This window comes from Streptomyces sp. NPDC101234 (genome assembly GCF_044767525.1).
Classification (GTDB): domain Bacteria; phylum Actinomycetota; class Actinomycetes; order Streptomycetales; family Streptomycetaceae; genus Streptomyces; species Streptomyces sasae.
Window position 1 is genome coordinate 237,083 of sequence record NZ_JBIWOA010000009.1, and the last position, 25,616, is coordinate 262,698.

At 69.5% G+C, this 25,616-nt stretch carries 20 protein-coding genes; 8 read left to right on the plus strand and 12 right to left on the minus strand.

Annotated features, from left to right (window positions below):
* Positions 1-53 precede the first annotated feature (53 nt).
* The 4 genes from ACIRR9_RS18865 to ACIRR9_RS18880 are packed head-to-tail and all read right to left on the minus strand — an operon-like array spanning position 54 to position 4,538.
* Positions 54-1,208 (minus strand): acyl-CoA dehydrogenase family protein, encoded by a 1,155-nt coding sequence (locus ACIRR9_RS18865; RefSeq protein WP_403752846.1) that lies wholly within the window; start codon positions 1,206-1,208, stop codon positions 54-56.
* A gap of 31 nt (positions 1,209-1,239) precedes the next feature.
* Positions 1,240-2,013, minus strand: coding sequence for an enoyl-CoA hydratase (locus ACIRR9_RS18870; protein WP_403752849.1), 774 nt, complete (start codon positions 2,011-2,013; stop codon positions 1,240-1,242).
* 10 nt (positions 2,014-2,023) lie between these two features.
* Positions 2,024-3,118: a CaiB/BaiF CoA transferase family protein gene (locus tag ACIRR9_RS18875; protein ID WP_403752852.1), complete on the minus strand. Its 1,095-nt coding sequence runs from the start codon at positions 3,116-3,118 to the stop codon at positions 2,024-2,026.
* Between the two features lie 13 nt (positions 3,119-3,131).
* Positions 3,132-4,538 carry a 4-hydroxyphenylacetate 3-hydroxylase N-terminal domain-containing protein gene (locus ACIRR9_RS18880; protein WP_403752855.1) on the minus strand — a complete coding sequence of 469 codons (1,407 nt, stop codon included), beginning with the start codon at positions 4,536-4,538 and terminating at the stop codon, positions 3,132-3,134.
* A gap of 288 nt (positions 4,539-4,826) precedes the next feature.
* Here ACIRR9_RS18880 and ACIRR9_RS18885 point away from each other — a divergent pair, with 288 nt between their 5' ends.
* Positions 4,827-5,798, plus strand: coding sequence for an NAD(P)H-dependent flavin oxidoreductase (locus tag ACIRR9_RS18885; protein WP_403752858.1), 972 nt, complete (start codon positions 4,827-4,829; stop codon positions 5,796-5,798).
* A 52-nt stretch (positions 5,799-5,850) separates the two neighbouring features.
* Here the strand turns inward: ACIRR9_RS18885 and ACIRR9_RS18890 are convergent, their stop codons facing one another.
* A complete protein-coding gene (locus ACIRR9_RS18890; RefSeq protein WP_403752861.1) occupies positions 5,851-6,771 on the minus strand; it encodes an alpha/beta hydrolase in 921 nt (306 codons plus the stop codon).
* Between the two features lie 121 nt (positions 6,772-6,892).
* Between ACIRR9_RS18890 and ACIRR9_RS18895 the strand changes: the two genes are divergently transcribed.
* From ACIRR9_RS18895 to ACIRR9_RS18910, 4 genes are all read left to right on the plus strand, one after another.
* Positions 6,893-7,051 carry a hypothetical protein gene (locus tag ACIRR9_RS18895; protein WP_403752864.1) on the plus strand — a complete coding sequence of 53 codons (159 nt, stop codon included), beginning with the start codon at positions 6,893-6,895 and terminating at the stop codon, positions 7,049-7,051.
* A gap of 158 nt (positions 7,052-7,209) precedes the next feature.
* Positions 7,210-7,422, plus strand: coding sequence for a hypothetical protein (locus ACIRR9_RS18900; RefSeq protein WP_403752867.1), 213 nt, complete (start codon positions 7,210-7,212; stop codon positions 7,420-7,422).
* A 321-nt stretch (positions 7,423-7,743) separates the two neighbouring features.
* Complete coding sequence (locus tag ACIRR9_RS18905; RefSeq protein WP_403752870.1) at positions 7,744-8,082, plus strand: hypothetical protein; 339 nt, start codon at positions 7,744-7,746, stop codon at positions 8,080-8,082.
* A gap of 91 nt (positions 8,083-8,173) precedes the next feature.
* Entirely contained in the window at positions 8,174-8,785 is a 612-nt protein-coding gene (locus ACIRR9_RS18910; RefSeq protein ID WP_403752874.1) for a TetR/AcrR family transcriptional regulator, read from the plus strand.
* 77 nt (positions 8,786-8,862) lie between these two features.
* Here the strand turns inward: ACIRR9_RS18910 and ACIRR9_RS18915 are convergent, their stop codons facing one another.
* The 7 genes from ACIRR9_RS18915 to ACIRR9_RS18945 all read right to left on the minus strand — a co-directional run bounded on the left by ACIRR9_RS18915 (position 8,863) and on the right by ACIRR9_RS18945 (position 18,274).
* Positions 8,863-9,561, minus strand: a complete 699-nt coding sequence (locus ACIRR9_RS18915; protein WP_403752877.1) for a TetR/AcrR family transcriptional regulator — start codon at positions 9,559-9,561, stop codon at positions 8,863-8,865.
* A gap of 72 nt (positions 9,562-9,633) precedes the next feature.
* A complete protein-coding gene (locus tag ACIRR9_RS18920; protein ID WP_403752880.1) occupies positions 9,634-11,292 on the minus strand; it encodes a tannase/feruloyl esterase family alpha/beta hydrolase in 1,659 nt (552 codons plus the stop codon).
* A 578-nt stretch (positions 11,293-11,870) separates the two neighbouring features.
* Positions 11,871-13,703, minus strand: coding sequence for an AMP-dependent synthetase/ligase (locus tag ACIRR9_RS18925; protein ID WP_403752883.1), 1,833 nt, complete (start codon positions 13,701-13,703; stop codon positions 11,871-11,873).
* Positions 13,704-14,579: 876 nt separating this feature from the next.
* Positions 14,580-15,320, minus strand: a complete 741-nt coding sequence (locus ACIRR9_RS18930; protein WP_403752886.1) for an SDR family NAD(P)-dependent oxidoreductase — start codon at positions 15,318-15,320, stop codon at positions 14,580-14,582.
* A gap of 14 nt (positions 15,321-15,334) precedes the next feature.
* Entirely contained in the window at positions 15,335-16,351 is a 1,017-nt protein-coding gene (locus ACIRR9_RS18935; protein WP_403752889.1) for a zinc-binding dehydrogenase, read from the minus strand.
* A gap of 11 nt (positions 16,352-16,362) precedes the next feature.
* A complete protein-coding gene (locus ACIRR9_RS18940; protein ID WP_403752892.1) occupies positions 16,363-17,223 on the minus strand; it encodes a fumarylacetoacetate hydrolase family protein in 861 nt (286 codons plus the stop codon).
* A 244-nt stretch (positions 17,224-17,467) separates the two neighbouring features.
* Positions 17,468-18,274, minus strand: a complete 807-nt coding sequence (locus ACIRR9_RS18945; protein ID WP_403752895.1) for an IclR family transcriptional regulator — start codon at positions 18,272-18,274, stop codon at positions 17,468-17,470.
* Positions 18,275-18,892: 618 nt separating this feature from the next.
* Between ACIRR9_RS18945 and ACIRR9_RS18950 the strand changes: the two genes are divergently transcribed.
* The 3 genes from ACIRR9_RS18950 to ACIRR9_RS18960 all read left to right on the plus strand — a co-directional run bounded on the left by ACIRR9_RS18950 (position 18,893) and on the right by ACIRR9_RS18960 (position 25,502).
* Complete coding sequence (locus tag ACIRR9_RS18950) at positions 18,893-20,518, plus strand: carboxylesterase/lipase family protein (RefSeq protein WP_403752898.1); 1,626 nt, start codon at positions 18,893-18,895, stop codon at positions 20,516-20,518.
* Positions 20,519-20,947: 429 nt separating this feature from the next.
* A complete protein-coding gene (locus ACIRR9_RS18955) occupies positions 20,948-22,660 on the plus strand; it encodes an IlvD/Edd family dehydratase (protein ID WP_403752901.1) in 1,713 nt (570 codons plus the stop codon).
* Positions 22,647-25,502 (plus strand): FAD-binding and (Fe-S)-binding domain-containing protein, encoded by a 2,856-nt coding sequence (locus ACIRR9_RS18960; protein WP_403752904.1) that lies wholly within the window; start codon positions 22,647-22,649, stop codon positions 25,500-25,502. Before ACIRR9_RS18955 ends, ACIRR9_RS18960 begins: the two co-directional genes overlap by 14 nt.
* The last annotated feature ends 114 nt before the right edge of the window (positions 25,503-25,616 follow it).

The following is a 25,616-nucleotide window of genomic DNA, read 5'->3' on the forward strand; positions in this document are numbered from 1 at the left end:
CTCGATGAGTGTGGACGGGGCGGGGCCGCCGTTGGGGCTGAGGCCGTGTCGGCTCAGTGCGGGCGGATCAGCTGTCGGCCGATGATCTCCTTCATGATCTCGTTGGTGCCGCCGTAGATGGACTGGACGCGGCCGTCGAGGAAGGCACGGGCGATCGGGTACTCCGTCATGTAGCCGTAACCGCCGTGGAGTTGAAGACCACGGTCGGTCACCCGCTGCTGCAGTTCGGTCGCCCACCACTTCGCCTTGGCCGCGTCCTCCACGGTGAGCCGGCCGTCGTTCAGGGCGAGCATCGCCCGGTCGATGAACGCTTGGCTGACATCCAGTGCGGTGCGCAGTTCGGCGAGGGTGAAGGCGGTGTGCTGGAAGGAGGCGATCGGCCGGCCGAAGGCCTTGCGCTCACGCACGTACTCCAGGGTCCAGCCGAAGGCGGCTTCCGCGGCGGTCTGGGCGTTCATCGCGATCGCGAGACGCTCTCGCGGCAGGCACCGGATCAGGCTGCGCAGCCCGGTGCCCGGTTCGCCGAGCAGGTTCGCGGCGGGCACCCGGGCGTCATGGAAGAACAGCTCAGCGGTGTCCTGGCCGTGCAGGCCGATCTTCTCCAGCTTCCGGCCCCGGCTGAACCCGGGGGTGTCCCGTTCGACCACGAAGAGGCTGATCGCCTTCGACCCGGCGGAGGGGTCGGTACGTGCGGCGACGACGACGAGGTCGGCCTGGATCCCGTTGGTGATGAACGTCTTGGCGCCGTTGAGCAGCCACTGATCACCTTCGCGCACTGCGGTGGTGCGCATGCCCTGCAGGTCGCTGCCCGCGTCCGGCTCGGTCATGGCGATGGCGGAGATCAGCTCTCCGGCCGCGATACCGGGCAGCCAGCGGCGCTTCTGGTCCTCGTCGGTGAGTTCGAGGAAGTAGGGCATCGCGATGTCCTCGGTGAGACTGAGGCCCAGTTGCACCGAGGCGGCACCGATCGCGGCCAGCTCTTCCATCACCACCGCGCGGAAGCGGATGTCGTGCTCACCGCCTCCACCGTGCTTTTCAGGCACGGCGAGCCCGAGGATGCCCTGACGGGCGGCCGCCTGCCACAACCGGCGGTCGACGAGGCGTTGCTCCTCCCACTGCTGGAAATGAGGTGCGACCTCGCGCTCGACGAACGTGCGGACGCTGTCACGGAAGGCCTCGTGGTCCGGGGTGTACAGGTTGCGTTCCATGGGGGCTCCTTGTCCGGCCGGCGGGCCGGGCCTACTTTCCGGAGAACTCGGGGCGGCGCTTCTCGCGGAAGGCGGCGACACCCTCCGCGAAGTCCGCCGTGGCGAACAGCTGTGTCTGGCCTTCACGTTCGATGTCCAGAGCACTCCGCAACTGCGCCAGCGACGACGCGTTGACGGCGTGCTTGGCCCGGGCGTACGCCGCTGTGGGGCCCTGGGCGAACTGCTGTGTCAGCCGCTCGACTTCGTCGTCGAAGGCGGCGTCGGGCACACAGTGAGTGATCAGGCCCCACTCTTCGGCAACGGGCGCGGCAACGCGTTCGGCGAGCATCGCCATACGGGTCGCGCGGGCACGGCCTATCGCGGCGGGAACGAGTGCGGTGGCACCGCCGTCGGGCATGAGGCCGACCTGTGCGAAGGCGAGGAGGAAGTAAGCCGAGGCCCGGGCCACCGTCACATCGGCGGCGAGAGCCACGGAGCAGCCGACGCCGACCGCGGGTCCGCCCACGGCAGCCAGGACGGGCTGGGGAATTTCCCGTAGGCCCAGCGTGAGCCGGTTCGCGGCGTCGATCGTATCGGTGCCGGGCAGCGTCCCGTCCGCGTCCCCGGCGAGATCGACCCCGGCGCAGAAGGCGCGTCCTGCCCCGCGGAGTACTACGAGCCTGACGCCGGTGTCACTGCCGGCTGCCTCCACCGCATCCGCGGCAAGAGTCAGCATCCCTGTGGTGAGAGCGTTCAGGCGCTCCGGCCGGTTGAAGGTGATCCGCAGTACGGGGCTGTCGTATTCGACGAGGATGGGGGCTGCCATCGGGGACCTTTCAGGCTTTCCAGTCGGCGAGCACGGCGTCCGCGTCCTGCCCGGGTGCTGGGGGAGGGGCCGGTTGTTGCGGGGCGGTCCGTGAGAAGCGCGGTGCCGGCGAAGCCTGCAGTACGCCGTCGATCTCCGTGAGGGTGGAGCGGTCCGCGAGGTGGGGATGGTGCGGCACTTCACCGGGGGCCAGGACCGGAGTGACGCAGGCATCGACATCGGCGAAGATCTCGGCCCACTCGTCGCGGGAACGCGTGAGGAAGGCCCTGGTGAGCCGGTCCCGCAGTACGGGCCACCCGGACCGGTCTCGCTGCTCGGGCAGCGAGACCGGGTCGAGTCCGAGTCCGGTGAGCAGAGCCTGGTAGAACTGCGGCTCGATTGCTCCGACGGCTACGTGCCGGCCGTCCCGGCACGTGTAGGTGTCGTAGAACGGTGCGCCGCCGTCGAGCAGGTTGGCTCCCCGCTCGTCGGACCAGGTGCCCTGGCCCCGCATGCTCCACATCATCTGCAGCAGCACGCTGGTGCCGTCGACCATCGCCGCGTCCACGACCTGGCCCTCGCCCGAGCGTTCCCGTTCCCACAGTGCGGCGAGGACCCCGATCAGCAGGAACATCGAGCCGCCGCCGAAGTCGCCGACGAGATTCAGGGGAGGCACCGGGCGTTCCGCGGGCCGTCCGACAGCGTGCAGGGCGCCGGTCAGGCTGATGTAGTTGATGTCGTGTCCGGCTCGCTGCGCCATCGGGCCGCCCTGGCCCCAGCCCGTCATCCGCCCGTACACGATGCGCGAGTTGACCCGGTGGCAGTCCTCGGGACCTACACCGAGGCGTTCGGCGACCCCCGGCCGGAACCCCTCTATGAGCACGTCGGCCCGGGCCACGAGCCGGAGCACCAGCTCGCCGCCCTGGCGCGTCTTGAGGTCGGCCGCCACAGACCTGCGCCCACGCAGCAGGTGGTCCGGTCTGCCGTCGGTGACATCGAGCCCGCCACGCGGTCGTTCGACACGAACGACGTCGGCGCCGAGGTCGGCGAGGATCATGGCCGCGTGAGGCCCCGGACCGATGCCGGCCAGCTCGACGACGCGCAGCCCTGCGAGAGGTCCCGTCATCCTGCCACCCCCCTCAGCCGAGTTCCAGGTCGGCGAGCCGGGTGACGTACTCGCGCGCCCGGGTGGGGTCGTAGGAGCGGGCGATCTGCATCTTCTCGGCCTCCAGCGACCCTTCGGCATGGGTGGCGAGAACGGCCTGGTAGCCGCCGTAGTCACGAGCGGTCAGATCGCCGATGAAGTTGAGCATCCGCAGCCGCTGCTCGGCAGGGACGGCGGCTGCGTAGTACTTCTCGAGTACGGCGCGGATGTCGGGGTCGGCCCAGTCCTCGCCGCCGGGACCGGTGACCAGCAGGCCGCCGGAGAGGTCCATGAGCTTGGCGACGGCGTCGTGGAAGCCGTGCGCGAAGGTGTACTTGGCGGTGTTGACCGCGAGCGGGTCGGGCTGCTGGATGCCGTGCTGTCCGGGCCGCGAGCGGACCGCGGCCAGCTCGGCGAGGCCGCGGACGGTCTCGGCATAGGCGATCAGCTGGGCGATCTTGTCCCTGACGTGTCCCGCCCGGCTGATGCCGTTGTACTCGGCGATGAGCGAAGCCGACCCGACGAGGACGTCCAGCAGCGGCAGCTTGTAGTTGATGGCCGTGAATCGGTGGTAGTCGACGAACGAGATGGCCAGTGGGCCGGCCAGCTCGGGGCGGCGGTTGAGAAAGACCCGCTCCTTCGGCACGCGGACGTTGTCGAACACCGTCAGGCTCTCCAGGAGCTTGTGCTTCGACGACAGCGGGAAGTCGAAGTCGTTGCGCTCCCCGGCCGAGTACGGCGAGACATACAGGTGGAGGCCGGGGGTGTCGACGGGAATCGCGAACGAGACCGCGTAGTCCCGGTCCTCGGGCCCCATGGCACGGGTGGGGAGGACGATCAGTTCGTCGGCGTTCGCGGAGAAGGAGGTGTGGCACTTGGCCCCGCGCACCGTGATCGACTCCGCGTCCTCGTCGACGACGTGGAGGTAGAGGTCCGGATCGGCCTGCCGGTGCGGAGGGAGTGAACGGTCGCCCTTGACGTCGGTCTGCGCCACCGCCAGCGCCAGGTCCCCGTCGCACACCCGCTGATGGTAGGCACGCGCCTTTTCCAGCCCTTCCCCGTCCAGCGCGCGCAGGAGGGCGAACAGGGCGTCGCTGCCCACCTCCTTGAGGACGATCGTGCCGGCTCCCAGGGAGGACACGGTCTCGATGAGGTGACCGCGGGTTCTGAGGTCTTCGGCCGTCCGCGGCACCTGGTAGAAGGCCGAGTAGGCGCCGGTGGGTCCCTGGGCGACGGCGAGTTCCGGGTGCCGGTCGGCGATGCTGTAGCAGAGCGCGGAGTGATCGACCGCGACGGACAGTTCGGGCTCCTGCAGAACGTCAGGTACGCGGCGGCCGCGGTAGAAGACGGTCCTGCCGTCCCGCAGGCCCTCGCGGTACTCCTTGGCGGTGCGCAAAGTCATCGGTCGCTCTCTCTGTGTCGGTCGGGGGCGGATGGTCGCGCTCGGCTGAGCCCTGAGGCGGTGGCGGCGGGTCTGCCGCAGCCTTCGCGTCTCGTCCACGGCGGGTTGCGGTGTCGGCTGCACGCTGCCCCCGACCGGCTGCCGTCACCATCTCCGGATATCTATCGGTCGATATGGACATCTGGATGCGCGGATCCTCGGTGCGGCGAGAGATCCGTCACCACATTATCTATCGATCGATAGGGACGCTAGTGTGTCCGGGAAATCAGAGCGGAAAGGAACCTCGACATGGTGCGTACACGGTTCTGCGACGTGTTCGGAGTGGAGTATCCGATCGTCCAGGGCGGGATGCAGTGGGTGGGCCGTGCCGAGCTGGTGTCGGCGGTTGCGAACGCCGGCGGGCTGGGATTCCTCACAGCGCTGACCCAGCCGACGCCGGAGGACCTGGCGAAGGAGATCGCCCGCTGCCGTGACATGACCGACAGGCCCTTCGGGGTGAACCTGACCATTCTGCCGTCGATCAGCCCGCCGCCCTACGCGGAGTACCGGGACGTGATCGTCGAGTCGGGGGTGCCGGTGGTGGAGACGGCCGGGGCCAACCCGGCCGAGCACCTTCCGGCGTTCCATGCCGGCGAGGTGAAGGTGCTGCACAAGTGCACCAGCGTCCGCCACGCCGTGAAGGCACAGGCACTCGGCGTGGACGGCATCTCGATCGACGGCTTCGAGTGCGCGGGCCACCCGGGGGAGGACGACATTCCCGGCCTGGTACTGATCCCGGCCGCGGCGAAGGAGATCACCATCCCGATGATCGCCTCCGGTGGATTCGCCGATGCCCGCGGGCTGGTCGCGGCGCTCGCCCTGGGCGCCGACGGCGTCAACATGGGCACCCGGTTCCTGGCCACCGTCGAGGCGCCCGTGCACGACAACGTCAAGCGACGCCTGGTGGAGGCCGATGAGCGGGGCACCGACCTGATCTTCCGGCCGCTGCGGAACACCGCGCGGGTGGCCCGCAACGCGGTCAGCGAGCAGGTCGTGTCGATTCTGAACGCGGGCGGGAGGTTCGAGGACGTCCGCGACCTCGTGGCCGGGGCCCGCGGCCGTCAGGTGTACGAGGTCGGCGACCCCGATCTGGGCATCTGGACCGCCGGTATGGTCCAGGGGCTCATCCACGACATCCCGACGGTCGCGGACCTGATCGGCCGCATCGTCACCGAGGCGCACGCGCTGATCGCGGGCCGTCTTGCCGGCGTGCTCACCTGAGAGTCGCCCGCTCTGCTCCGGCCCGCCCTTCCTCGTGTGTCGGTCGTACGGGCTACGGAAGGCGGGGGTCGGTGGCGTCGCAGCGTCGTCGAACCCAGATGCCGATCTGCTCGAAGGCGTCGGCCGCCGCCGGGAACATGTGATTCATGAAGCCGTGGATCTGGCCCGGGAAGCAGACGTCTTCGGCGTCGACGCCCGCGTCGCGCAGCCGCGCGGCGTAGGCGCGCCCTTCGTCGCGCAGGAAGTCGCAGCCACCGAGGACGATGAAGGCCGGCGGCAGGTCTGCGAGCGATTCGGCCGCCAAGGGGGTGAAATGCGGATCGTCGGCCAGGTTCCGGCCCCCGCTGTACGCGTTCCAGACCCACTCCGCGTCCTCCGCGGGCATGTTGAGACCCGAGAACTCCTTCTGGGAAGGGAAGTTCGCGGTCGGCGTGGCGACGGAGGGGTAGATGAGGACCTGGCCGGCGAGCCGGACGCCGGCGGCGCCGCGAAGTCGCAGGGTGAGCGCCGCGGCGAGGTTCCCCCCGGCGCTGTCCCCGGCGATGAGGACGTTCGACGGCGGCACGTCGAAACGGGCGGTGTTGGCGAGCGCCCAACGGGTCACCGTCTCGCAGTCGTCGAGCCCTGCCGGGAACGGGTGCTCGGGTGCAAGGCGGTATTCGACGGACACCACGACAGCGCCGGTGGCGTGGGCGAGCTCGCGCGCGACGTTGTCCATGAGTCCGATGCTGCCTGTGCACCAGCCGCCGCCGTGGAAGTAGACGACGAGCCCGGTCGGTCGGCTCTCCCCCCGGTAGATGCGCACCGGGATCCCGGAGACGACCTCGTCGTCGACGTGCGGCAGTGCGCGGGTCACGGGGAACGGAGACTCCGTCGGACGGGCCATGAGGTAGATGTCCTTCATGGGGATCTGCCGGGAGTTCTGCTGGAGCCAGTCGGCAACCCAGGGATCGAGCACACCTTCATCGGTCATGTCGCGATGCTATACGTTCGTATAACACCGACGTAAGGCGTGTGCGCCTCTGGATCACCTCGCGCGGGTCGCGGCCCCCGTCGGCGCCCTAGGGGCTGTGCGCGTCGAGTATCGTCGGCGCGTGACCACTCCCAGGAAACCGCGCGGGCCCTACCGCAAGAGCATCGAGCGGCGTGAGCGCATCCTGGATGCCGCGTTGGAGGCGTTCGCCGAACTGGGTGACCGCGGACCGCGTGGGCGTGAAGCAGCCGGCGCTGATGTACTACTTCTCCTCGCGTGAGGAACTGCTCCCGGCGGCGTTGGAGCAGCCCGGTCTGATCAAGCTCTACGTGACTCTGATGAGTGCGGCCACCGATCCCCAGCACCGGGGGCACGAGTTGTTCGCCGAGCGGTACAGCGGTCTCACGTCGGTGGTGGCCGAGGGGCTGGAGCGAGGACATGGCCAGGCTGCTCATGGGGGTTCTCGACGGCTTGCAGGTGCAGTGGTACTTCGACCCGACCCTGGATCTGGCCCGACCGGCCGAGGTGTTCATGCGCCTGTGCGCGGGCCCGGAGGTGCCCGACTCCGAACCGCGCGCCGGGGAGGCGGCAGGGGCGTTCGCTTCACACTCCCGGGTATCGGTGCGCCGGAGTCCTGTCAGTAAATTTTGAATAGTGGTCAATTCTCAGTTGGGGGTCCGCGCCACCGCACGCCACCGCCGCCTGGAGAAGACGTGTGCATGCCGACCACAGGACTGCCGTCGACCCTGCCGCGTTGCCGCTGGAGCGAAAGGTCTCGCTGCTTTCGGGCCGTGACTTCTGGTCGACCGTGCCGCTGGCGGACGCCGGGATCCCTTCGCTGGTCCTCACCTACGGCCCGCACGGGACACGCCGTCAGGAGGTGGCGGCCGCCGACCACTTGGGTTCCACGCCAGCCGGCCGTCCACCTGCTTTCCGTCCGCGGTCGTGGTGGCCTCCAGCCGGGATTCGGAGGTGGCCGCGCGCGTGGGGGCCGCGATCGGGCGCGAGGCCCGTGCCCTGGGTGTGCACGTCGTGCTGGGGCCGGGACTCAACATCAAGCGCTCTCCGCTGTGCGGGCGCAATTTCGAGTCGAGATGCAACCGCCCGCAGCCGTCACCGTGGCTGCGTGGCGACCGGATCCGGCTACTGGCCGACGGCACGTTGCTCGCCGAACTGGACGGCCGGTACTGGACGGCGGAGACATCCGCGTCCTTCACCGGCAGGGGCATCGGGGTCCATGCCCGCGAGGGCACGGTGCGGTTCGGCGACTACCGTTACACGGGCTGGGACGGCGAGTCCACGACGGCGTGACGCATCTGCATCGACATGACTGGCGAGGGCCGGTTCAGCCGAAACCGTGCAACCGCTAGGTTTTCCCGTCGGTGCAGGTTACGGTACTGGCATGACGACGCCACCATCACTCCGCGGGGAATACGCCAAGAGCGCGGCTCGGCGGCGGGAGATCATCGACGCGGCGGTAGGGGTCTTCTCGACGGCAGGCTTCCACAAGGGGTCACTGCGGGACGTGGCCGAACGCGCGGGACTGAGCCAGGCAGGCCTCCTGCATCACTTCCCGAGCAAGAACCACATCATCGAGGCCGTGCTCACCTGGCGCGACGCCCAAGCACGGGAAGTCATCGAGGAGGCGCGCGCCGCAGGCGGCCTCGTATACCTCCGCGCCCTGATCACCCTCATCGAGTCCAACCAGCGCGAGAGCCCCGCGCTGACCGAGCTCTATGCGGTCCTGTCCGCCGAGGCGACGTCGCGTGAGCACCCGGTGCACGACTACTTCGAACAGCGCTACGCCTGGGTCACGGCGTCCGTGCAGAAGTCGTTCCAGGAGATCGCCGACGCCGGTCAGCTGCGCGCCGGCGTCGACCCCCGTGATGCGGCCAGGTGGATGCTGGCCCTGGTGGACGGCCTGCAGATCCAATGGCTCTACGACCGGGACGCGGTCGACATGGCGGGCAGTGTCCGCAGGTACCTGCAGACACTGCTCACCGTCGAGCTGTAGCCCCGGCCCCGGGCAGGTCCTCCCGGTCGTGGGAGGAGCCGAGGCCCACCGCCCGGCTCGGCTCCGGCGCATCGGCGTCATCGCCCCTGGACCGCTGTGCCGCGTCCACGGCAGCCGACCGTGTCCAGGGCGATCACGGCGTACCTCCGGGCGACCTCCGCCTCGGTCAGCGGAGCGTCCGTCCGGTACCACGTGGCGACCGCCTGGCACATGGACAGGACGGCCCGAGCCGCCTCAGTGGGATAGGCGGTGGTGAACACGCCGTCCGCGACACCGTCCGTCACGATACGGCGCAGCATCACCGAGAGTTCCTCGCGCTCCGCGCGGTAGCGTTCCCGGTTGTCGGCTTCCAGATTGCGGATCTCCCCGTCCAGAAAAGCAAGGTGGCGCCGGTGGGTCATGTACAGCGTGACCGCCTCGACGACGTCGGCCAGTTGCTCCTCGGGCCGGTCGCCCGCCCCCTCCAGAGCGCGCCGGGTGCGGACCAGCACGTCGTGCATCGATCCCATGAGGAGAGCCACGAGCAGCCCCTGCTTACTGCCGTGGTGGTAGTAGAGCGTGGGCAGGGTCACTCCGACCCGACCGGCGATGGCCCGGATCGAACCCCCGTGGTACCCGTGGGCGCGGAACTCCTCCAAGGCGGCTCCGAGGAGGGGCGGGAGTTCCAGTGCGTCGTAGTGCCGCCATTCCGGTCCCGGATCTGACTCGAATCCGGGTGTCGGCTCGACGCGCCGCATCCTGTTCGGCTGCTTGGTCCGAGCCGGCTGCCGTACCACGGTGCATCTCCTTTCGGGCCAGGGTTCGTCACAGGCCGCGACGGACCCCGGTTCACCGTACCGAGACCGTCCTCAGTTGCGGCCCCTGCCGGCGCAGGTGAAGTTCTTCGCCTGATCCATGTCGCCGTGACCCTCGTACCGCGGCCACAGCGGATACTCGCACAACGGGCGGGTGCGGCCCGCGGTGGCGGGGTTGGCGTCGGTCGCCACCGGACGGACCGGCGGGGCCCCTCCGCCCGCCCACTTGTCCAGGGCCGCGAGCGAGTCCCAGGCCAGGTCGAAGCGGCCGCTCGCGTGGCCGTAGCCGGGCTGCACGTAATACCGCACGAAATCACGGACCGACGGACCGTAGCGTTCGGTAAGCCGGTCGTAGTAGGCGTCGGTGGCGGCCTGCGGGACGAGCATGTCCTCGGTTCCCTGCACGATGATCAGTTTCCCGCCGCGGTCCGCGAAACGGTCGATGTCAGGATCCGTGGCGTCGTAGAGCCGGGACAGAGCCTTGACCCGCGCCGCGTAGCGTCGGTAGTCGAAGTGGTCCGAGGAGCCGGCCGCGTCCTGCTCGATGAAGTAGCGGATCACCGGATCGGTGAAGTAGTGATACCCCGTGTCCGTCCCGTCGCCCGCGCTGTCCAACCAGGCGCCGCCGAGGTCGGCGCCCCGCAGGACGGGATAGGGGCCGATCCGGGTGACTCCGTTGGCGAGCGGGAAGGCGAACCTGTAGGGGGAGGCGGCCGACTTCAGCGTCTCGATCTGCCGTTGCGACAGGCAGTGGTCACCGCTGTCGGTACCGCCGGGGCAACGGAGGGACTCGGCAGAGAAGGCATGGTCGCATCCCCTGACGTCGGAGACGATTCCGTCTGCCGCGCCGTCGAGGCCGTCGCAGGTGCGGACGACGGCGTCGTGGACCAACTGCTGCTTGGCCGCGTTCAGATAGCCGCCGGGGCGGGAGTAGGCCTGTTGCCACATGTGGTACCAGCTGAGCACCAGGGCCTGGTTCTGGTCGGCCGGGTAGTAGGCGATGATCCCGTCGTAGTCGCCGCCGTACCTCTGGGACGCGACCAGTGCTTCGTGGCCTCCCTTGGAGCCTCCGACGTAGTACTGCTTCTCAGGCTGCCGGCCGTAGTACCCGCTCGTGATGTCGATGGCGGCGTCTCGGGTGCGCTTGACGCTCTCACCCGCGTAGTTCGCGAGAGCCTCCTTGTCCAGGGCGAACGACCCGGGAGGATTGGTGCCCACGGCGACGCCGCCGTCACTTCCGAACGTCGCGTAGCCCAGGTCGATCGGAGGCCGGCCCCGTGCCGCGGAAGGGTTGCCGTACTGGGGAGGCACGTCGAGCCCGGTGACCAGGTCACCGTTGAAGCCTGCGCCGCCGAACTGCACCGACTTCCTGTTCCAGGAAGTCGGCAGGTTCAGCTCGAAGTTGATGTCCGGTGCCGTGGTGTCGTGGCTGTTCACCTTGCCTCGTACCAGGCAGAACTCGGGCCGGCCGGTCTTCGGGTCGGCGGCGGTGAGTGTCGCCGACCCGACATCGGCACCCCGGGTCGGCAGGCCGATCGCCGAAGCGGCCACGTGCTGTCCCGCGAGCGACGCGCACTTGGTCCTGGCCTCGGTCGCGGTCGTCGGTGCCCCGCCGAAGGGCGAAGCGGTGGCCGTCGGCGAAATACCCCGGACCAATCCGAGGCCCGGCACTGTCAGCAGCGCGACGGCGGACACGAGGATGCGTTTGTTCATATGTCCTCCTGTGGGGATCGGCTCATGAACACTATCTAACGAACGATATAGGTGGTTGATCGGCGAAGAGCAAGGGAGGCGGCAACGGCATCGGAAAATTCCGAGGCCAAAGTGAGAGCTGATCGTGAGAGCGAGCGCGTCGTCGGCAGCAGACGGCTTCGGCTGGTTCAACGGAGGCCCGGTGGCGAACCGCCCTTGTGTTTCCCCGCTGCGGTGTCCGGTACGCCACTGGACCTCGGCCACCGCCTCATGGTCCACCTGTGACTGCATCGCGCGCTGGGGCGCAACATCGCCGGCCGCCCCGTGGATGTCCGGGGCTCATGTCATGATCCGGCCTTCCTCAGCGACCGCCCCCTTTATCGGCGTCGGCATATGACGGGGCCCGTCGGTGAATTCCTTCGGGTAATCGCCGGGGCTGGGAAAGTCGTACGAAATGCACATGGAGAAGCTCTGGTCCGCCATGGATGTAAGCGGGTTCGATTGCCTTCGGTCCACCTTTGCGTCACCGTACGAGTGGCGCCTTCGGGCATTGAAGGCACCGTTTGTCGTTCTGGATTTCTTCGGCCGGTCGGCCTCGCTCAGGGTCGCTTGTCGTACAGCGCCTCGATGTCTTCGGCATACGCCTCGGCGATGGCGTTCCGCCGGAGCTTGAGCGACGGCGTGATATGACCTTCTTCCACGGTGAAGGGACGGGCCAGGACGCGGAACGTCCGGATGGACTCGGCCTGGGAGACGAGGGTGTTGGCGGCCATGACCGCGCGCCGAATCTCTGCCGTGAGGTCCGCGTCGGCCACGAGTTCCGCCGCGGTGAGTGACGGTTTGCCGCGCATCGACAGCCAGTGCTTCACCGACTCGGGGTCGAGGGTGACGAGCGCGGCGATGTAGGGGCGGTCGTCGCCCACGACCGCGCACTGAGCGACCAGTAGATGGTCCTGCACCCGTTCCTCCAGCAGGAGCGGGGACACGCTCTTGCCGCCGGAGGTCACGATGATCTCCTTCTTGCGGCCGGTGATGGTGAGATAGCCGTCCTCGTCGAGGCTTCCCAGGTCGCCCGTGTACAGCCACCCGCCGCGCAGGGTCTGCCGGGAGGCCTCCTCGTCGTTGAGATAGCCCTTGAACAGGGTGTGCCCGCTCACCAGGACCTCGCCGTCGTCGGCGATGCGCACCGTCGTCCCCGGAATCGGTTGGCCCACCGTGCCGTAGCGTGTGCGTTCCGGCGGGTTGATGGTGACGGATGCGGCTGATTCCGTGAGGCCGTACCCCTCGTAGACGGAGATGCCGGCGCCGGCGAAGAACAGCCCGAGGCTGCGCTTCATGCCCGAGCCGCCCGACAGGGCATGGCGCAGCTGCCCGCCCATGGCGGCCCGCAGCTTGGCGTAGACGAGCCGGTCCCAGAACTGATGCCGCAGTCGCAGGCGGGCGGACGGACCGGGTCCCGTTCCCCACGCGCGGGCCTCCACGGCCTCCGCGTATTCGACCGCGACGGAGACCGCACGGTCGAAAGCCGCCCCCTTGCCCGCTTTCTCGGCCGCACGGCGGGAGGAGTTGAAGATGCGCTCGAAGATGTAGGGGACGGAGACGATGAAGGTGGGCTTGAACGTCGCCAGGTCCGGGAGCAGCGCCGACGCGGTCAGTTCCGGCTGATGGCCGAGGCGGACACCGCCCCGGATCGCCGCGACCTGCACCATCCGTCCGAAGACATGCGCCAGCGGAAGGAACAGCAGTGTCGAGGCCTGGTCGTTCTTCCGGGAGTGGAACACCGGGTCCCAGCGGCTGACGACGGTGTCCGTCTGGTGCATGAGGCTGCCGTGGGTGATGACGCAGCCCTTGGGAGTTCCCGTCGTCCCTGACGTGTAGATGATGGTGGCCACCGTGTTCGGGACGACCGCCTGCCGTTGCCGGTGGGCCGTGGCGTCGTCGATGCTCGTTCCGGCGTCGAGCAGCTCCAGCAGCACGCCCGCGTCGAGCTGCCACAGGTGCCGAAGATGCGGGAGCCGGCTCATGGTCCGGGCCACTGTCATGGCGTTGATCTCGTTCTCCACCACGATCGCCGTGGCCTGGCTGTCGTGGAGGATCCAGGTGATCTGCTCGGCCGAAGCGGTCGGATAGATCGGGACGACCTGGACGCCGATCGTCCAGCAGGCGAAGTCGAACACCGTCCACTCGTAGCGGGTGCGGCACATGATGGCGACCCGTTCGCCGAAGCGGACACCTTTCGCCAGCAAGCCCTTCGCCACCGCCAGTACCTCGATACCGAACTCGGCGGCCGTGACGTCGAGCCACTTGCCATTCTCGTCTTTCCAGCCGAGCGCGATGGCTTCCGGTTCTTCGGCTGCGCGATCGAATACGGCGTCTGCCAGGCCGCCAACGGGCCGGACCGACTCTAATGAAGAAGCAGAAAACTCGCGCATTTCGCGACTCCCTTGCGCGCTCTATTTGGCGCGAAGGTAGCGCAGTTCTTCAGGTGTAACTCTCGGTAAACTTAAGTGGCTTAAATGCGGCAAACGGGCTGAATGGGGGCGTCCAAATAAACCTGTACAACGCCAAAAGAGCACATAATTGCCTCGGCTGGGCACGGGATCTCGACATGACCTGCACTGCGGGTTCACACAGAAGGGTCTTGTGCACCTCGATTACTTCAGCGCCGTCGGCTCCCGAAATGTCACTCCGGATTTCTGAGGCGAATTCTGAATGTAATTCAATGACTCTTGTTCAATACCGGCGGGCTCGCACATGGTGCACCGGATCCGGATCTCCGTGCCTCCGGTGGTCCCCGCGTCGTCCGGGGACCGTGGCGAAGGTGTGCGAGCCGGCTCGACGTCCCCCGGCGTCATCAAGTACACGGGCGCGCCTCACAGCCGGACCCGCCTGGCCGACGCCTCCAACGACGCTCATCCGCGAACCGTGGGTGTCGTCGCCGATGTGGACTGTGTGCGGTGCGTAGTAGGGGAAGCCGAGGCTCGTGTGGTTGACGGCCCGGATGAAGCAGTTCGTGTCGTAGCCGTTCTCGCGAGATCTCCCAGCCGACACCACTGTCGGCCCCTGTGGCGAGGGCAGCCTGATTCCGACCATCAGCCCGTTGTCCTGGCCCGGCGACGGCCGGACCACCGTCCGCCGCGGGCCCGGGAACCGACGGCCACCAGCACGGGGACGACCTCGCGGAGGCTGTTGTCCTCCCGACTCGGGTCGGCGGAGAGGAACGCGCCCCGCCTCGGCGGGCGCGACAGAACAAGCTCACCGGCCGAGTATCACCGGTGAGCTTGTTCCGAGACGCGAGGTCCGTCCTGTCACAGACGCAGGCTGGTCATCCCCCCGTCGACGCGGAGGATCGTTCCGGTGGTGGATCCAGCGTGCGGAGAGACGAGCGAGACGACGGCGTGGGCCACCTCCTCGGCGGTCACCAGGCGTCCCAGTGGTTGCCGTGCCCGGAGCGCCTCGGCTGCCGCGTCCGGGTCGTCCGCGCTGTCGAGCAGGCGTGCGACCCAAGGTGTGTCGGCGGTGCCGGGGGCCACGGCGTTGACCCGGATCCCGTCCTGCGCATGGTCGGCGGCCATGGCGAGTGTCAGGGCATGGACCGCACCCTTACTGGCGCTGTAAAGCGCCCTTTGACGTACGCCGACGAAGGCGACGGCCGAACAGAGGTTCACCACTGCCGCGTGTGGTGAACATCGGAGGTGCGACAGCGCGGCCGTGGTGACCCGGGCGATGCCGGTGACATTCACGTCGAGGACGCGGGCCCACTGGGTGTCGTCCTGGGCGTCGATGGCACCGACCGCGCCGATTCCGGCGTTGTTGACCAGTACGTCGAGACGTCCGAAGAGCTCTGCGACCTGGGCGACGGACGCATTGACCGCGCGCGTGTCGGTGATGTCGCAACGCACGGCTGTGACGCCTGCGGGCGCCTTCTCGGTGTGCAGGTCCAGGACCGCGACCTGTGCGCCCTTGTCCCGTAGGAGTGTGGCGGTGGCCGCTCCGATTCCACTGCATCCACCCGTGACGAGTGCGGCGAGACCGTCGAGTTCAGTCAAAGCAGGCTCCTGGATCAGGGAAGGCGCGGATCGACGTGGATCTTCGGGCCGGGGCCGGCGTTCGGCGGACGCCGACCGGAGAGGACGGCACCGACCTGGCCGAGGCCGATGGTGGCGGCGACGAGCGGTGTCGGGTCGACGGTCTGGTCGGCGTAGGCCCGGATGGTGGCGGCCAGGCCGGGGGAGGCGGACAGGATGCCGACGGCGGTCACGTCCTTCAGGGCCAGGGTGCGGGTGTCGATCCGACTCGGTTCGCCTGCCAGTCCGATGTAGACGACCCGGCCGCCGGGCTCGACGAGGTCGAGTGCGGCGGCGGGCAGGTGGACGGCGTTCGAGGCGTCGATGACCGCGTCGAAGCGCAGGGCGGGGATGTCGTTCTCCCGCCAGACGTGCTCGAAGCCGAGGCTGCGGGCGAACGCGAGTGACTCTTCGGTCTGTCCCATCAGGTGCACTTCGGCACCGGTCGTGAGGGCGAACATCGCGACCAGCAGGCCGATCGTCCCGGGACCGAGGACCAGAGCGCGGGATCCGGGTCCGAGGTCGGCGGCCTGCGCGGCCCGCAGGGCGTTGCCGCCGGGTTCGACCAGGGCGCCGAGGACGGAGTCGACGCCGTCGGGCAGAACGTGCAGCGAGGTGACCGGAACGGCCAGACGTTCGGCGAGCGCACCGGGCCGGTCCCCTCGGACGCCCACCTCCTGGCGCTTCTCACACAGGTGCTGGCGCCCCTTGAGACAGCGCCTGCAGGTGCCGTCGCCGAGCATGGTGTCGCCCATGACCCGTCGGCCGATCCAGGAGCGGGCCACGCCGTGACCGACCGCCGCCACGCGTCCGGACCACTCGTGGCCCGGACGCAGGGGGTAGGAGGCGTGACCGGTGTGGAGGTAGGCCATCTCACCGGTGAAGAACTCGACGTCGGTCCCGCAGACGCCGACCCGTTCGATGCCGACCACCACCTCGCCGGGAGCCGCCACCGGTGCGGGTACCTCCCTGACCTCGTACGCACCGGGTCCCGTCAGGACGAACGCGCGCATGGATGCGTCGTTCACCGCGGCCCGAGCACGTGCTGCCGCTGGCTGCCCAGCTGCTGGATGCCCAGTTCCATGACGTCGCCAGGCTGCAGCCACACCGGCGGGTTGAAGCCCATGCCGACGCCGGGCGGGGTCCCGGTGTTGATCAGGTCGCCCGGTTCGAGGACGAGGAACTGGCTGAGATAGTGCACGATGAAGTACGGGTCGAAGATCATCGTCTTGGTGCTGCCGTCCTGACGGCGCACGCCGTTGATGTCCAGCCACATGTCCAGGGCGAGGACGTCGTCGATCTCGTCGGGGGTGACAAGCCACGGACCGGCGGGATTGAAGGTCTCGGCGGACTTGCCCTTGGCCCATTGTCCGCCGCGCTCCATCTGGAAGGCGCGCTCGCTGACGTCGTTGACGACCAGGTAGCCGGCGATGGCGTCACGCGCCTCGTCGACCGAGTCGAGGTAGCTGGTGCGCCTGCCGATGACGATGCCCAGCTCCACCTCCCAGTCCGGCTTGGTGGAGCCGCGGGGGATGCGTACGTCGTCGTTCGGTCCGATCAGCGTGTTGGGCGACTTGGTGAACAGGATCGGTTCGTCGGGCACGGCCTGTCCGGTCTCGGCCGCGTGGTCACGGTAGTTCAGGCCGATGCACAGGATCTGGTGCGGCCGGGCGATCGGGGCGCCGATCCGCTCCCCGGCGAAGCGGGAGAGCTGACCGGCGGCGACGCGCTCGGCCACCACGGGACGGACACGGTCGATGCCGCCGGAGCCGAAGAAGGCTTCGTCGAAGTCGGTCACGACATCGGACAGGTCGACGTAGGTGTCACCGTCGAGACGGGCGACGGGCTTCTCGGCGCCCAGGGGGCCGATGCGCATGAGGTACACGGAATGGTTCTCCTGACGAGTGGTGACGGGTCGGTGCGGACTGAGGTTCGAGGAGGCCGTAGGGGACCGGCGCACGGATCGACCGAGGCCCCGTGGTCCGGAGGCGTCCGCCGGCCGGTTCCTGCGCGATGCCGAGCCACGCGGTGTGCGCGCGGACGGCGGCCATTGCGGTATTCCGACAGGTCGACGGGGCGTGGGGTGTCGGAGCCCGGTCAGTGCACAAGGCTCCAGGGCGGAACGGAAGTCACGGCTGAGCCGTCGTGCCCAGGATGCCGAGCAGTTCCCTGATCTCCCCGACGGCGTCCGTCAGCGTCGTCAGCGGAGTGCGGTACGCCAGGGCGCTCACGCTGACGGCGCCGGTGGGAACCGATGGCGCGCCCGCGTAGACGGGCAGGGCGATGCAGTTGACCCCGGTCTCGTTCTCCTGGTCGTCGACCGCGTAGCCCAGCTGCCGCACCCGTTCGAGTTGCTGATGCAGGTCCGCTGCCGTGCGCGGGGTCCGCGCCGTCGGAGACGGAAGCGGGCCCGCGTCGAACCAGACCGCGACAGCCTCCCGGGTGGGCAGCCGGTGGGCGAGCAGAAGTTTGCCGACGGCGGTGGAGTGCGCCGGGTTGCGTCCCCCCACGGTGGAGGTCAGCCGGACCGCTCCGCTGGGCGGATCGACCTTGGCCCGGTAGACCACTTCGCGGCCGTCGAGGACGGCGTAGTGGGCGGTCTCGCCGAACCGGGCGGCCAGGGTCTCCAGCAGGGGCGTGATGCGTTTGTGGTCCGGACGAGCCTCGTGGTAGGCGAACGCCATGCGGAGGAACTCGTCCCCCAACAGGTAGCGGCCTCGTCCGTCCTGGTCGGCGAGGCCGGCCCGGCGCAGAGCCCCGAGCGCCCGGTGCACCGTCGGCTTCGGAGCTCCGATCGCCCGGGTCATCTCCTCCAGTCCCACGCCGTCGGAATGACGGGCGAGCTCCTTGAGTACGGCCAGGACCCGGTCCGAACCCACCAGGCGGTTCGTGTCCCCGGGATCGGCACTGCTTTCGTCCGCGGCGGCTGCCGGCATCTCCGTATGCTCCATCGTGTTCCAAACTTTAGACCGCCGTACCGACAGATGAAAAGAGCTTTGGTGGGAGAGGTTCCGTGGCCGAGGCGGTCCGCGAGGCCGGAGGCCGACCCTGTTCGGGCATGCGTTCCACGCGGCGCTGGTGTGGAGAAGTGCCGTTCGGGCGTCTGCCTTGACATGGCTGGCTCGGTGGTGCCAGCGTGACGCCACTGTAAACCGAGCGTTCACTCGGTCGGTTTTGGGAAGGGTGATGAGGATGCGAACGAACCGCCTTCGTGCCCGGGTCGTACCGGCACGGGCGCTGGACGGGCGCCCGGTGACCATGGCCGACGGCGGCCCCCTGATCTCCTACGGCAGAGCGGTGGCCGACCCGCTCCGGGAGTCCGCACACCGCCTGAGTGTCACCGGCAGCCGGGCCTGCTCGCGGCGAGCCCCCGGCGCGAACGGCATGGCCGCGGACCCGGCCGCACTCGCGTGTTCGCGGCACCTCGCCGCCGGCTCCGAGGGCCGGTCCGTCCTCGTCGGATTCAGCTCGTGCGGCAGAGCGCACGGATCTCGGTCATCGCTCCTCTTACGCCTCCACGTCCGGCTCGCGGTCCATCGAAGAAGGAGAAAAGCATGAGGTTGTCCGTACCGTGGCTCCGGCCTCCAAGGGCCGGCCGCAGACCTCGCGCGGTCGTCGGCGGAGTCCTCGCGGCGCTCCTGCTCACCGCGATGAGCGGGCTTCCGGCGTCCACCGCCTCCGCGGCCCAGTCCTCGGAGGCGTCGGTCCCCGCCGAGGCGCCCCTTGTCGTCCACACCGACAAGGGGAAGGTCCAAGGCGCGTACGCGACGAGCACCCGATCCTTCCAGGGCATCCCCTACGCCGCTCCTCCGGTGGGCTCTCTGCGCTGGAGGTCGCCGACGCCGGCGGCGCCCTGGAAAGGCGTCCGAGCTGCGACCTCACCCGGTGACATGTGTGCGCAGACGGTCGGCTCGCCCGATGGCTCGGTCCTGGGGAGCGAGGACTGCCTCTATCTGAACGTGACGACGCCGCGGACCATGTCCCGCAAACTGCCGGTGATGGTCTACATCCCCGGTGGGGCATTCGTCTCCGGCGCCGGCTCGTGGTACGACCCGTTGCCTTTGGTCGACCGCGGCGACGTCATCGTCGTCACGATGAACTACCGGCTGGGCATGTTCGGCTTTCTGGGACTGCCCCAGTTGACCGCTGAAGGCGGCGCCCACGCCTCCGGTCTCTACGGGATCGAGGACCAGCAGGCCGCGATGGCCTGGGTCCGGCACAACATCTCCGCCTTCGGCGGCGACGCGCACAACGTCACCGTGTTCGGTGAGTCCGCGGGAGCCGCGAGCGCCTGCATCCAACTGGTCTCGCCGCTGGCGAAGGGGCTGTTCGACAAGCTCGTCGCCGAGAGCGGCTGCGGTCTGAAGGGATCTTCGCTGGCCCAGGGCGAGGCGCAGGGCACGACCCTGGCCACCGCGGCCGGCTGCACCTCGGGTGACGTCGTCGCCTGTCTCCGCGGCAAGTCGACCGCCGAACTGATGGCGCGCCAGGGCGCATCGATCGTCAACTCATGGGGACCGCTGTGGGGTGGCGCGGCCCTGCCGGAGAAGGTGTCCACCCGCTTGGCCGAGGGGGCCTTCACCCGGGTACCGGTCCTCCAGGGCGCCAACCACAACGAGGGCCGGCTCTTCGTCGCCCAAGGCGCCTTCGGCACCGTGACCGCGGACAACTACCAGTCGCTGATCGCCTCCATGTGGGGGAACGCGGCCCCGGCCATCGCGGCCGAGTACCCGATCAGCGCCTATTCGAGCCCCGGACTCGCCCTCGCGACCCTGCTCGGCGACGGAGCCTTCGCCTGTCCGGCGCTGAAGTCGGCCAGACTCATCAACAGGCGGACGCCGCTCTACACATACGAGTTCAACGACACGAACGCACCGCCGATCATACCTTTGACCGCCGACTTCCCGTTGGGCGCCACCCACACCTCCGAGCTCTCCTACCTCTTCGACTTCGGCCTCACCAAGGATGCCGCTCAGCGAGCGTCCGCCGACCGGCTGATCGACTACTGGTCGAACTTCGCCCGTAAGGGCAGGCCGAACGGTTCGACCGTGCCGCACTGGCCGACCTACGCACCCGCCGGACAGGTCCAGTCGCTGGGGAGCGCGACCGCCCGACCGGTGCCGGCCGGTGGCCGAGCCACCGACCATCACTGCGCCCTGTGGGAGAAGGTGATCGACTAGTCAGGGCTGTTCCGACGGATCCCCGTGGCGGAAGGAGCGGCCTCCGGTCGCTCCTTCCGCGTGCGCCCGCCGACCGCGTGCGCCCGCCGACCGCGTGCGCCCGCCGACCGCGTGCGCCCGCCGACCGCGTGCGCCCGCCGACCGCGTGCGCCATGGGGCCGGTAGGAAAGTCCGGCGGTATGCGACTCCGGCCGCGGCCGGGTCCTGACATCGGGGCCCACTCGGTCGCGAGTGCCGGGCACGACACGGTCGCTCCACGACGTTCGCGAGCCCTGGGCGCCTGCCGGGACTCGCGGGCGCCACGGCGACGAAATGGCCTCCGGTGCGGTGTTTTCCGCCCGGGGGTCTGTCGGTCGCGGGGCAGATCTGCCTATGCTCCCCGTGTTCCAAATCGTAGACCGCCGTACCGATTAATGAAAAGAGCCGTGTGTGAAGCTCCGCAGCGCACAGTGGTACGCGGGTCAGGACCGCAACGCCTACATTCACCGGGCCTGGATGCGCCGAGGCGTGCCCGCCGACGCGTTCACGGGCCGACCGCAGATCGCCATTGCGAACACCGCCTCCGACCTGACCCCGTGCAACGCGCACCTGAACGAGGTCGCGGCCTCCGTCCGCAACGGCGTGTACGAGGCGGGCGGCATCCCGCTGGACCTTCCCGTGATCTCCCTGGGCGAGACCCAGATGCGCCCCACCGCCATGCTCTGGCGCAACATGGCGGCCATGGCCACGGAGGAGATGCTCCGGGCCAACCCCATCGACGGCGTCGTCCTGCTCGGCGGCTGCGACAAGACGATCCCCTCGCTGCTGATGGCCGCCGCCTCCGTCGACCTGCCCGCCGTCGTCGTCCCCGGCGGTCCCATGCTGACCGGCACCTTCCGGGGCGCGCCGCTCGGCTGCGGCACCGATGTGTGGCGGCTGTCGGAGGAGGTCAGGGCCGGCACGCTGTCGAACGAGGAGTTCACCCGCTCCGAGTCCGCGATGATCCGCAGCCGCGGACACTGCAACACCATGGGCACCGCGTCCACGATGGCCATCGTCGCCGAGGCGCTCGGCACGACCGTGCCCGGCACCGCAGGCATCCCCGCCGCCGACAGTCGCCTCCTGGAGGCCGCACACGGCACCGGCCGCCTCGCGGTGGACATGGTCGCCGCCGACCGCAGGCCCGGAACCTTCCTGACCAGGGCCTCCTTCCACAACGCCATCGTGGCCCTCGCGGCCGTCGGCGGCTCCACCAACGCCGTCGTCCACCTCCTGGCGATCGCCGGCCGTCTCGGCATCGACCTGACCCTGGACGACTTCGACCGCATCGGCTCCCGGGTACCCGTCCTGGTGGACCTGCTGCCGGCCGGACGTTTCCTCATGGACGACTTCCACCGGGCCGGCGGTCTGCTCGCCGTTCTGCGTGAGGTGCGCGACCTGCTCGATCCCGAGGCCCTGACCGTCACCGGCACCCCGCTGGTGGACCATCTCGACGACGCCCCGATCTGGGACCCCGAGGTGATCCGCACCAGGGAGAAGCCGCTGGTGGCCGAGGGCGGCATCGCCGTCCTGCGCGGCAGCCTCGCCCCGCAGGGCGCCCTCGTCAAACCGGCGGCGGCCTCGCCCCACCTGCTGCGCCACCGCGGTAAGGCGGTCGTCTTCGACAGCATCGAGGACTTCCACGCCCGCGTCGACGACCCGGACCTGGACATCGACGCCGACTCCGTCATGGTCCTGCGCGGCTGCGGCCCCAAGGGCTATCCGGGCATGCCGGAGGTCTCCAACATGCCCCTGCCGAGGAAGCTGCTCGAACAGGGCGTGCGCGACATGGTCCGCGTCTGCGACGGCCGGATGAGCGGCACCGCCTACGGCACGGTCGTGCTGCACGTGACACCCGAGGCTGCCGCAGGCGGCCCCCTCGCCCTGGTGCGCACCGGAGACGTCATCAGCCTGGACGTACAGGCCCGCCGCATCGACCTCGAAGTGCCCGCCGACGAACTCGCCCGACGCACCCCCAACGAGGCGACCGTCGCCGGCTTCGCAGCCCCGAGTCGCGGCTGGGAGCGGCTCTACGTCGACCACGTCCAGCAGGCCGACACCGGAGCCGACCTGGACTTCCTCACCGGGTCCAGCGGCTCGGAGGTCAGTCGTGAGTCGCACTGACCGCCGCCGGGTCGCACCGGCGGTCCAGCCCGGCCACCCGCTCGCCGCCGACGCGGCCCTGCTGGCCCGACTGGAGTCGGCGGCTCCGGGCGCGGTCACCGGCCGCGCCTCGGACCGGCTGTCCTTCGCCCACGACGCCTCGCACTACCTGCTCGTCCCGCAGGCCCTCGTCGCCCCTCGTGACATGTCCCAGGTCGCCGCTCTTATGAGGACGGCCGGCGCGCACGGACTCCAGCTGACCTTCCGTTCCGGTGGTACCAGCCTGTCCGGGCAGGCCACCAATGACGGGGTCCTGGTCGACACCCGCCGCAACTTCCGAGGGATCGAGATCCTCGACGACGGCGCACGCGTCCGCGTACAGCCCGGAGCGACCGTGCGCGCGGTCAACAACCGGCTCGCCCGCCACGGCCGCAAGCTCGGCCCGGACCCGGCCAGCGAGTCCGCCTGCACGATCGGCGGAGTCGTCGCCAACAACTCCTCCGGCATGACGTGCGGTACAGAGGCCAACACCTACCGGACGCTGGAGTCCGCCGTCCTGGTGCTGCCGAGCGGTACGGTGCTCGACACCGGAGCCATCGACGCCGACGACCGGCTGCGCGCCCTGGAACCCGACCTCCATGAGGGTCTCGCCCGTCTGCGCGACCGGGTGCGGGGCAACCCGGCGTCGGTCGGGACCATCGAGAAGCTGTACTCGATCAAGAACACGATGGGCCTCGGAGTCAACTCCTTCGTCGACCACACCCGTCCGGCCGACATCCTCCTGCACCTGGTGATCGGCAGCGAGGGCACGCTCGCCTTCGTCGCCGAAGCGACGTTCCGCACCGTCCCGGCCCACCCGCATGCCGCCACCGCGCTGCTGCTCTTCTCCGACCTCGCCGCCGCCACCGGGTCGTTGCCGGCCCTCGTCGACACCGGCTTCACCACGATCGAACTGCTCGACGCCACCAGCCTGAGCGTCGCCCGTCAGGACCCCCGCGCGATCGCCGCGCTGCGCGAGCTCACGGTACGGGACCACGCCGCGCTGCTGGTCGAGCACCAGAGCCCGTCGGGCGAGGAACTCTCCGACCTAGTCGACACCTCGTCGCGCCTCATCGCCGGCCTTCCCCTGGCGGCCCCCGCGGAGCTGAGCACCGATTCGGTCGCCCGGGCGGCACTGTGGCACATCCGCAAGGGGCTCTACACGGCGGTCGCCGGCGCCCGCCCGTCCGGGACGACAGCGTTGTTGGAGGACATCGCCGTCCCGGTCGAGGCGCTGTTGCCGACCTGCTCGGAGCTGACCGGACTGTTCGACAGCCACGGCTACGGCGGGAGCGTCATCTTCGGCCATGCCAAGGACGGCAACGTCCACTTCCTGCTCAACGAGGACTTCGACGCGCCCGGCAACGTCGACCGCTACCTGCGCTTCACCGAGGACATGGTCGACCTGGTGCTCGGCGCCGGCGGCACCCTCAAGGCAGAACACGGCACGGGACGCATCATGGCGCCCTACGTCCGCCGGCAGTACGGCGACGAGCTCTACGACGTCATGTGCGAGGTCAAACGGCTGCTCGACCCGCTCGGCCTGCTCAACCCCGGAGTGCTGCTGGACGAGGACCCGGCCGGGCACATCAGCCACCTCAAGTCCACGCCCACCGTCGAGGCCGAGGTCGACCGGTGCGTGGAGTGCGGCTACTGCGAACCGGTCTGCCCGAGCCAGGACCTCACCACCTCCCCACGCCGGCGGATCGTGCTGCGCCGGGAGATCGCCCGGGCCAAGGAGGCGGGCGACACCGGGCTGCTCGCCGAGCTGGAGCGGGAATACCAGTACGACGCAGTCGACACATGTGCCGTCGACGGCATGTGCGCGACCGCCTGCCCGGTCGGCATCGACACCGGTGACCTGACACGCAGTCTGCGTGCGAAACAGCGTGGCCGGACCGAACAGAAAGTGTGGGCGTACGTGGCCCGGCACTGGGACGGCGTCACCAGAGGGGCCGCGATAGCGCTGACCGCCGCGAGTACCGTGCCCGACGCGCTGCCCGCGCGGATCACCGCGGCCGGGCGGGCGCTGCTCGGCGCGGACACGGTGCCCGCCTGGTCCGCCGACCTGCCGCGTGGCGGCAGCCGGCGCCGCCCCGTGCAGACGCGGACACCACAGGCGGTGTACTTCCCGGCCTGCCTCTCCACGATGTTCGCACCGGCCGACCCTGAGGCGGGACCGGGAGTCCGGGACGCCTTCCTGGCCCTGTGCCGGCGAGCCGGTGTGGAAGTCCGGGTGCCGGCCGAGATCGCCTCGCTGTGCTGTGGAACACCCTGGAAGTCGAAGGGCCTGACCGACGGACACACGGCCATGCGCGACCGCGTCCTGCCCGTCCTGCGCGAGGCCACCGACAACGGTGCGTTGCCCGTCGTGGTCGACGCCGCCTCGTGCACCGAGGGACTGGCCCGCATGCTCGCCGAGGAGGCCGTCCGAGTCGTGGACGCGGTGGAGTTCGTCGACACGACCGTGCTGCCCGGGCTGCCGCAGGCCCGCCGTCTTCCCTCGGTGGTCGTCCATCCCACCTGCTCCTCCACACAGCTCGGCCTCAACCCGGCGCTGCTGCGGGTGGCGGCCGCGGTCGCCGAGGAGGTCGTGCAACCCGAGGACTGGAGTTGCTGTGCCTTCGCCGGTGACCGGGGCCTGCTGCACCCGGAGCTCACCGCATCGGCGACGGCGGCCGAGGCACGAGCCGCACTGCGGCATCCGGCAGCCGCCCACGCCTCTGTCAACAGGACCTGCGAACTCGGCATGACCAGGGCGACCGGGCATCCTTACCGCCATCTGCTGGAGCTTCTCGACGACGCGACACGTCCTCACCCGTGAGCAGGGCTGCTGCGGTGGAATCGAGGGCCCGCAGCACGTCGTCGGACATCGAAGGGGCATTGCCCATCGCCTCGGTCAGGGCCGAGCGCGACCCCGATCGCCTGTTTCCAACGA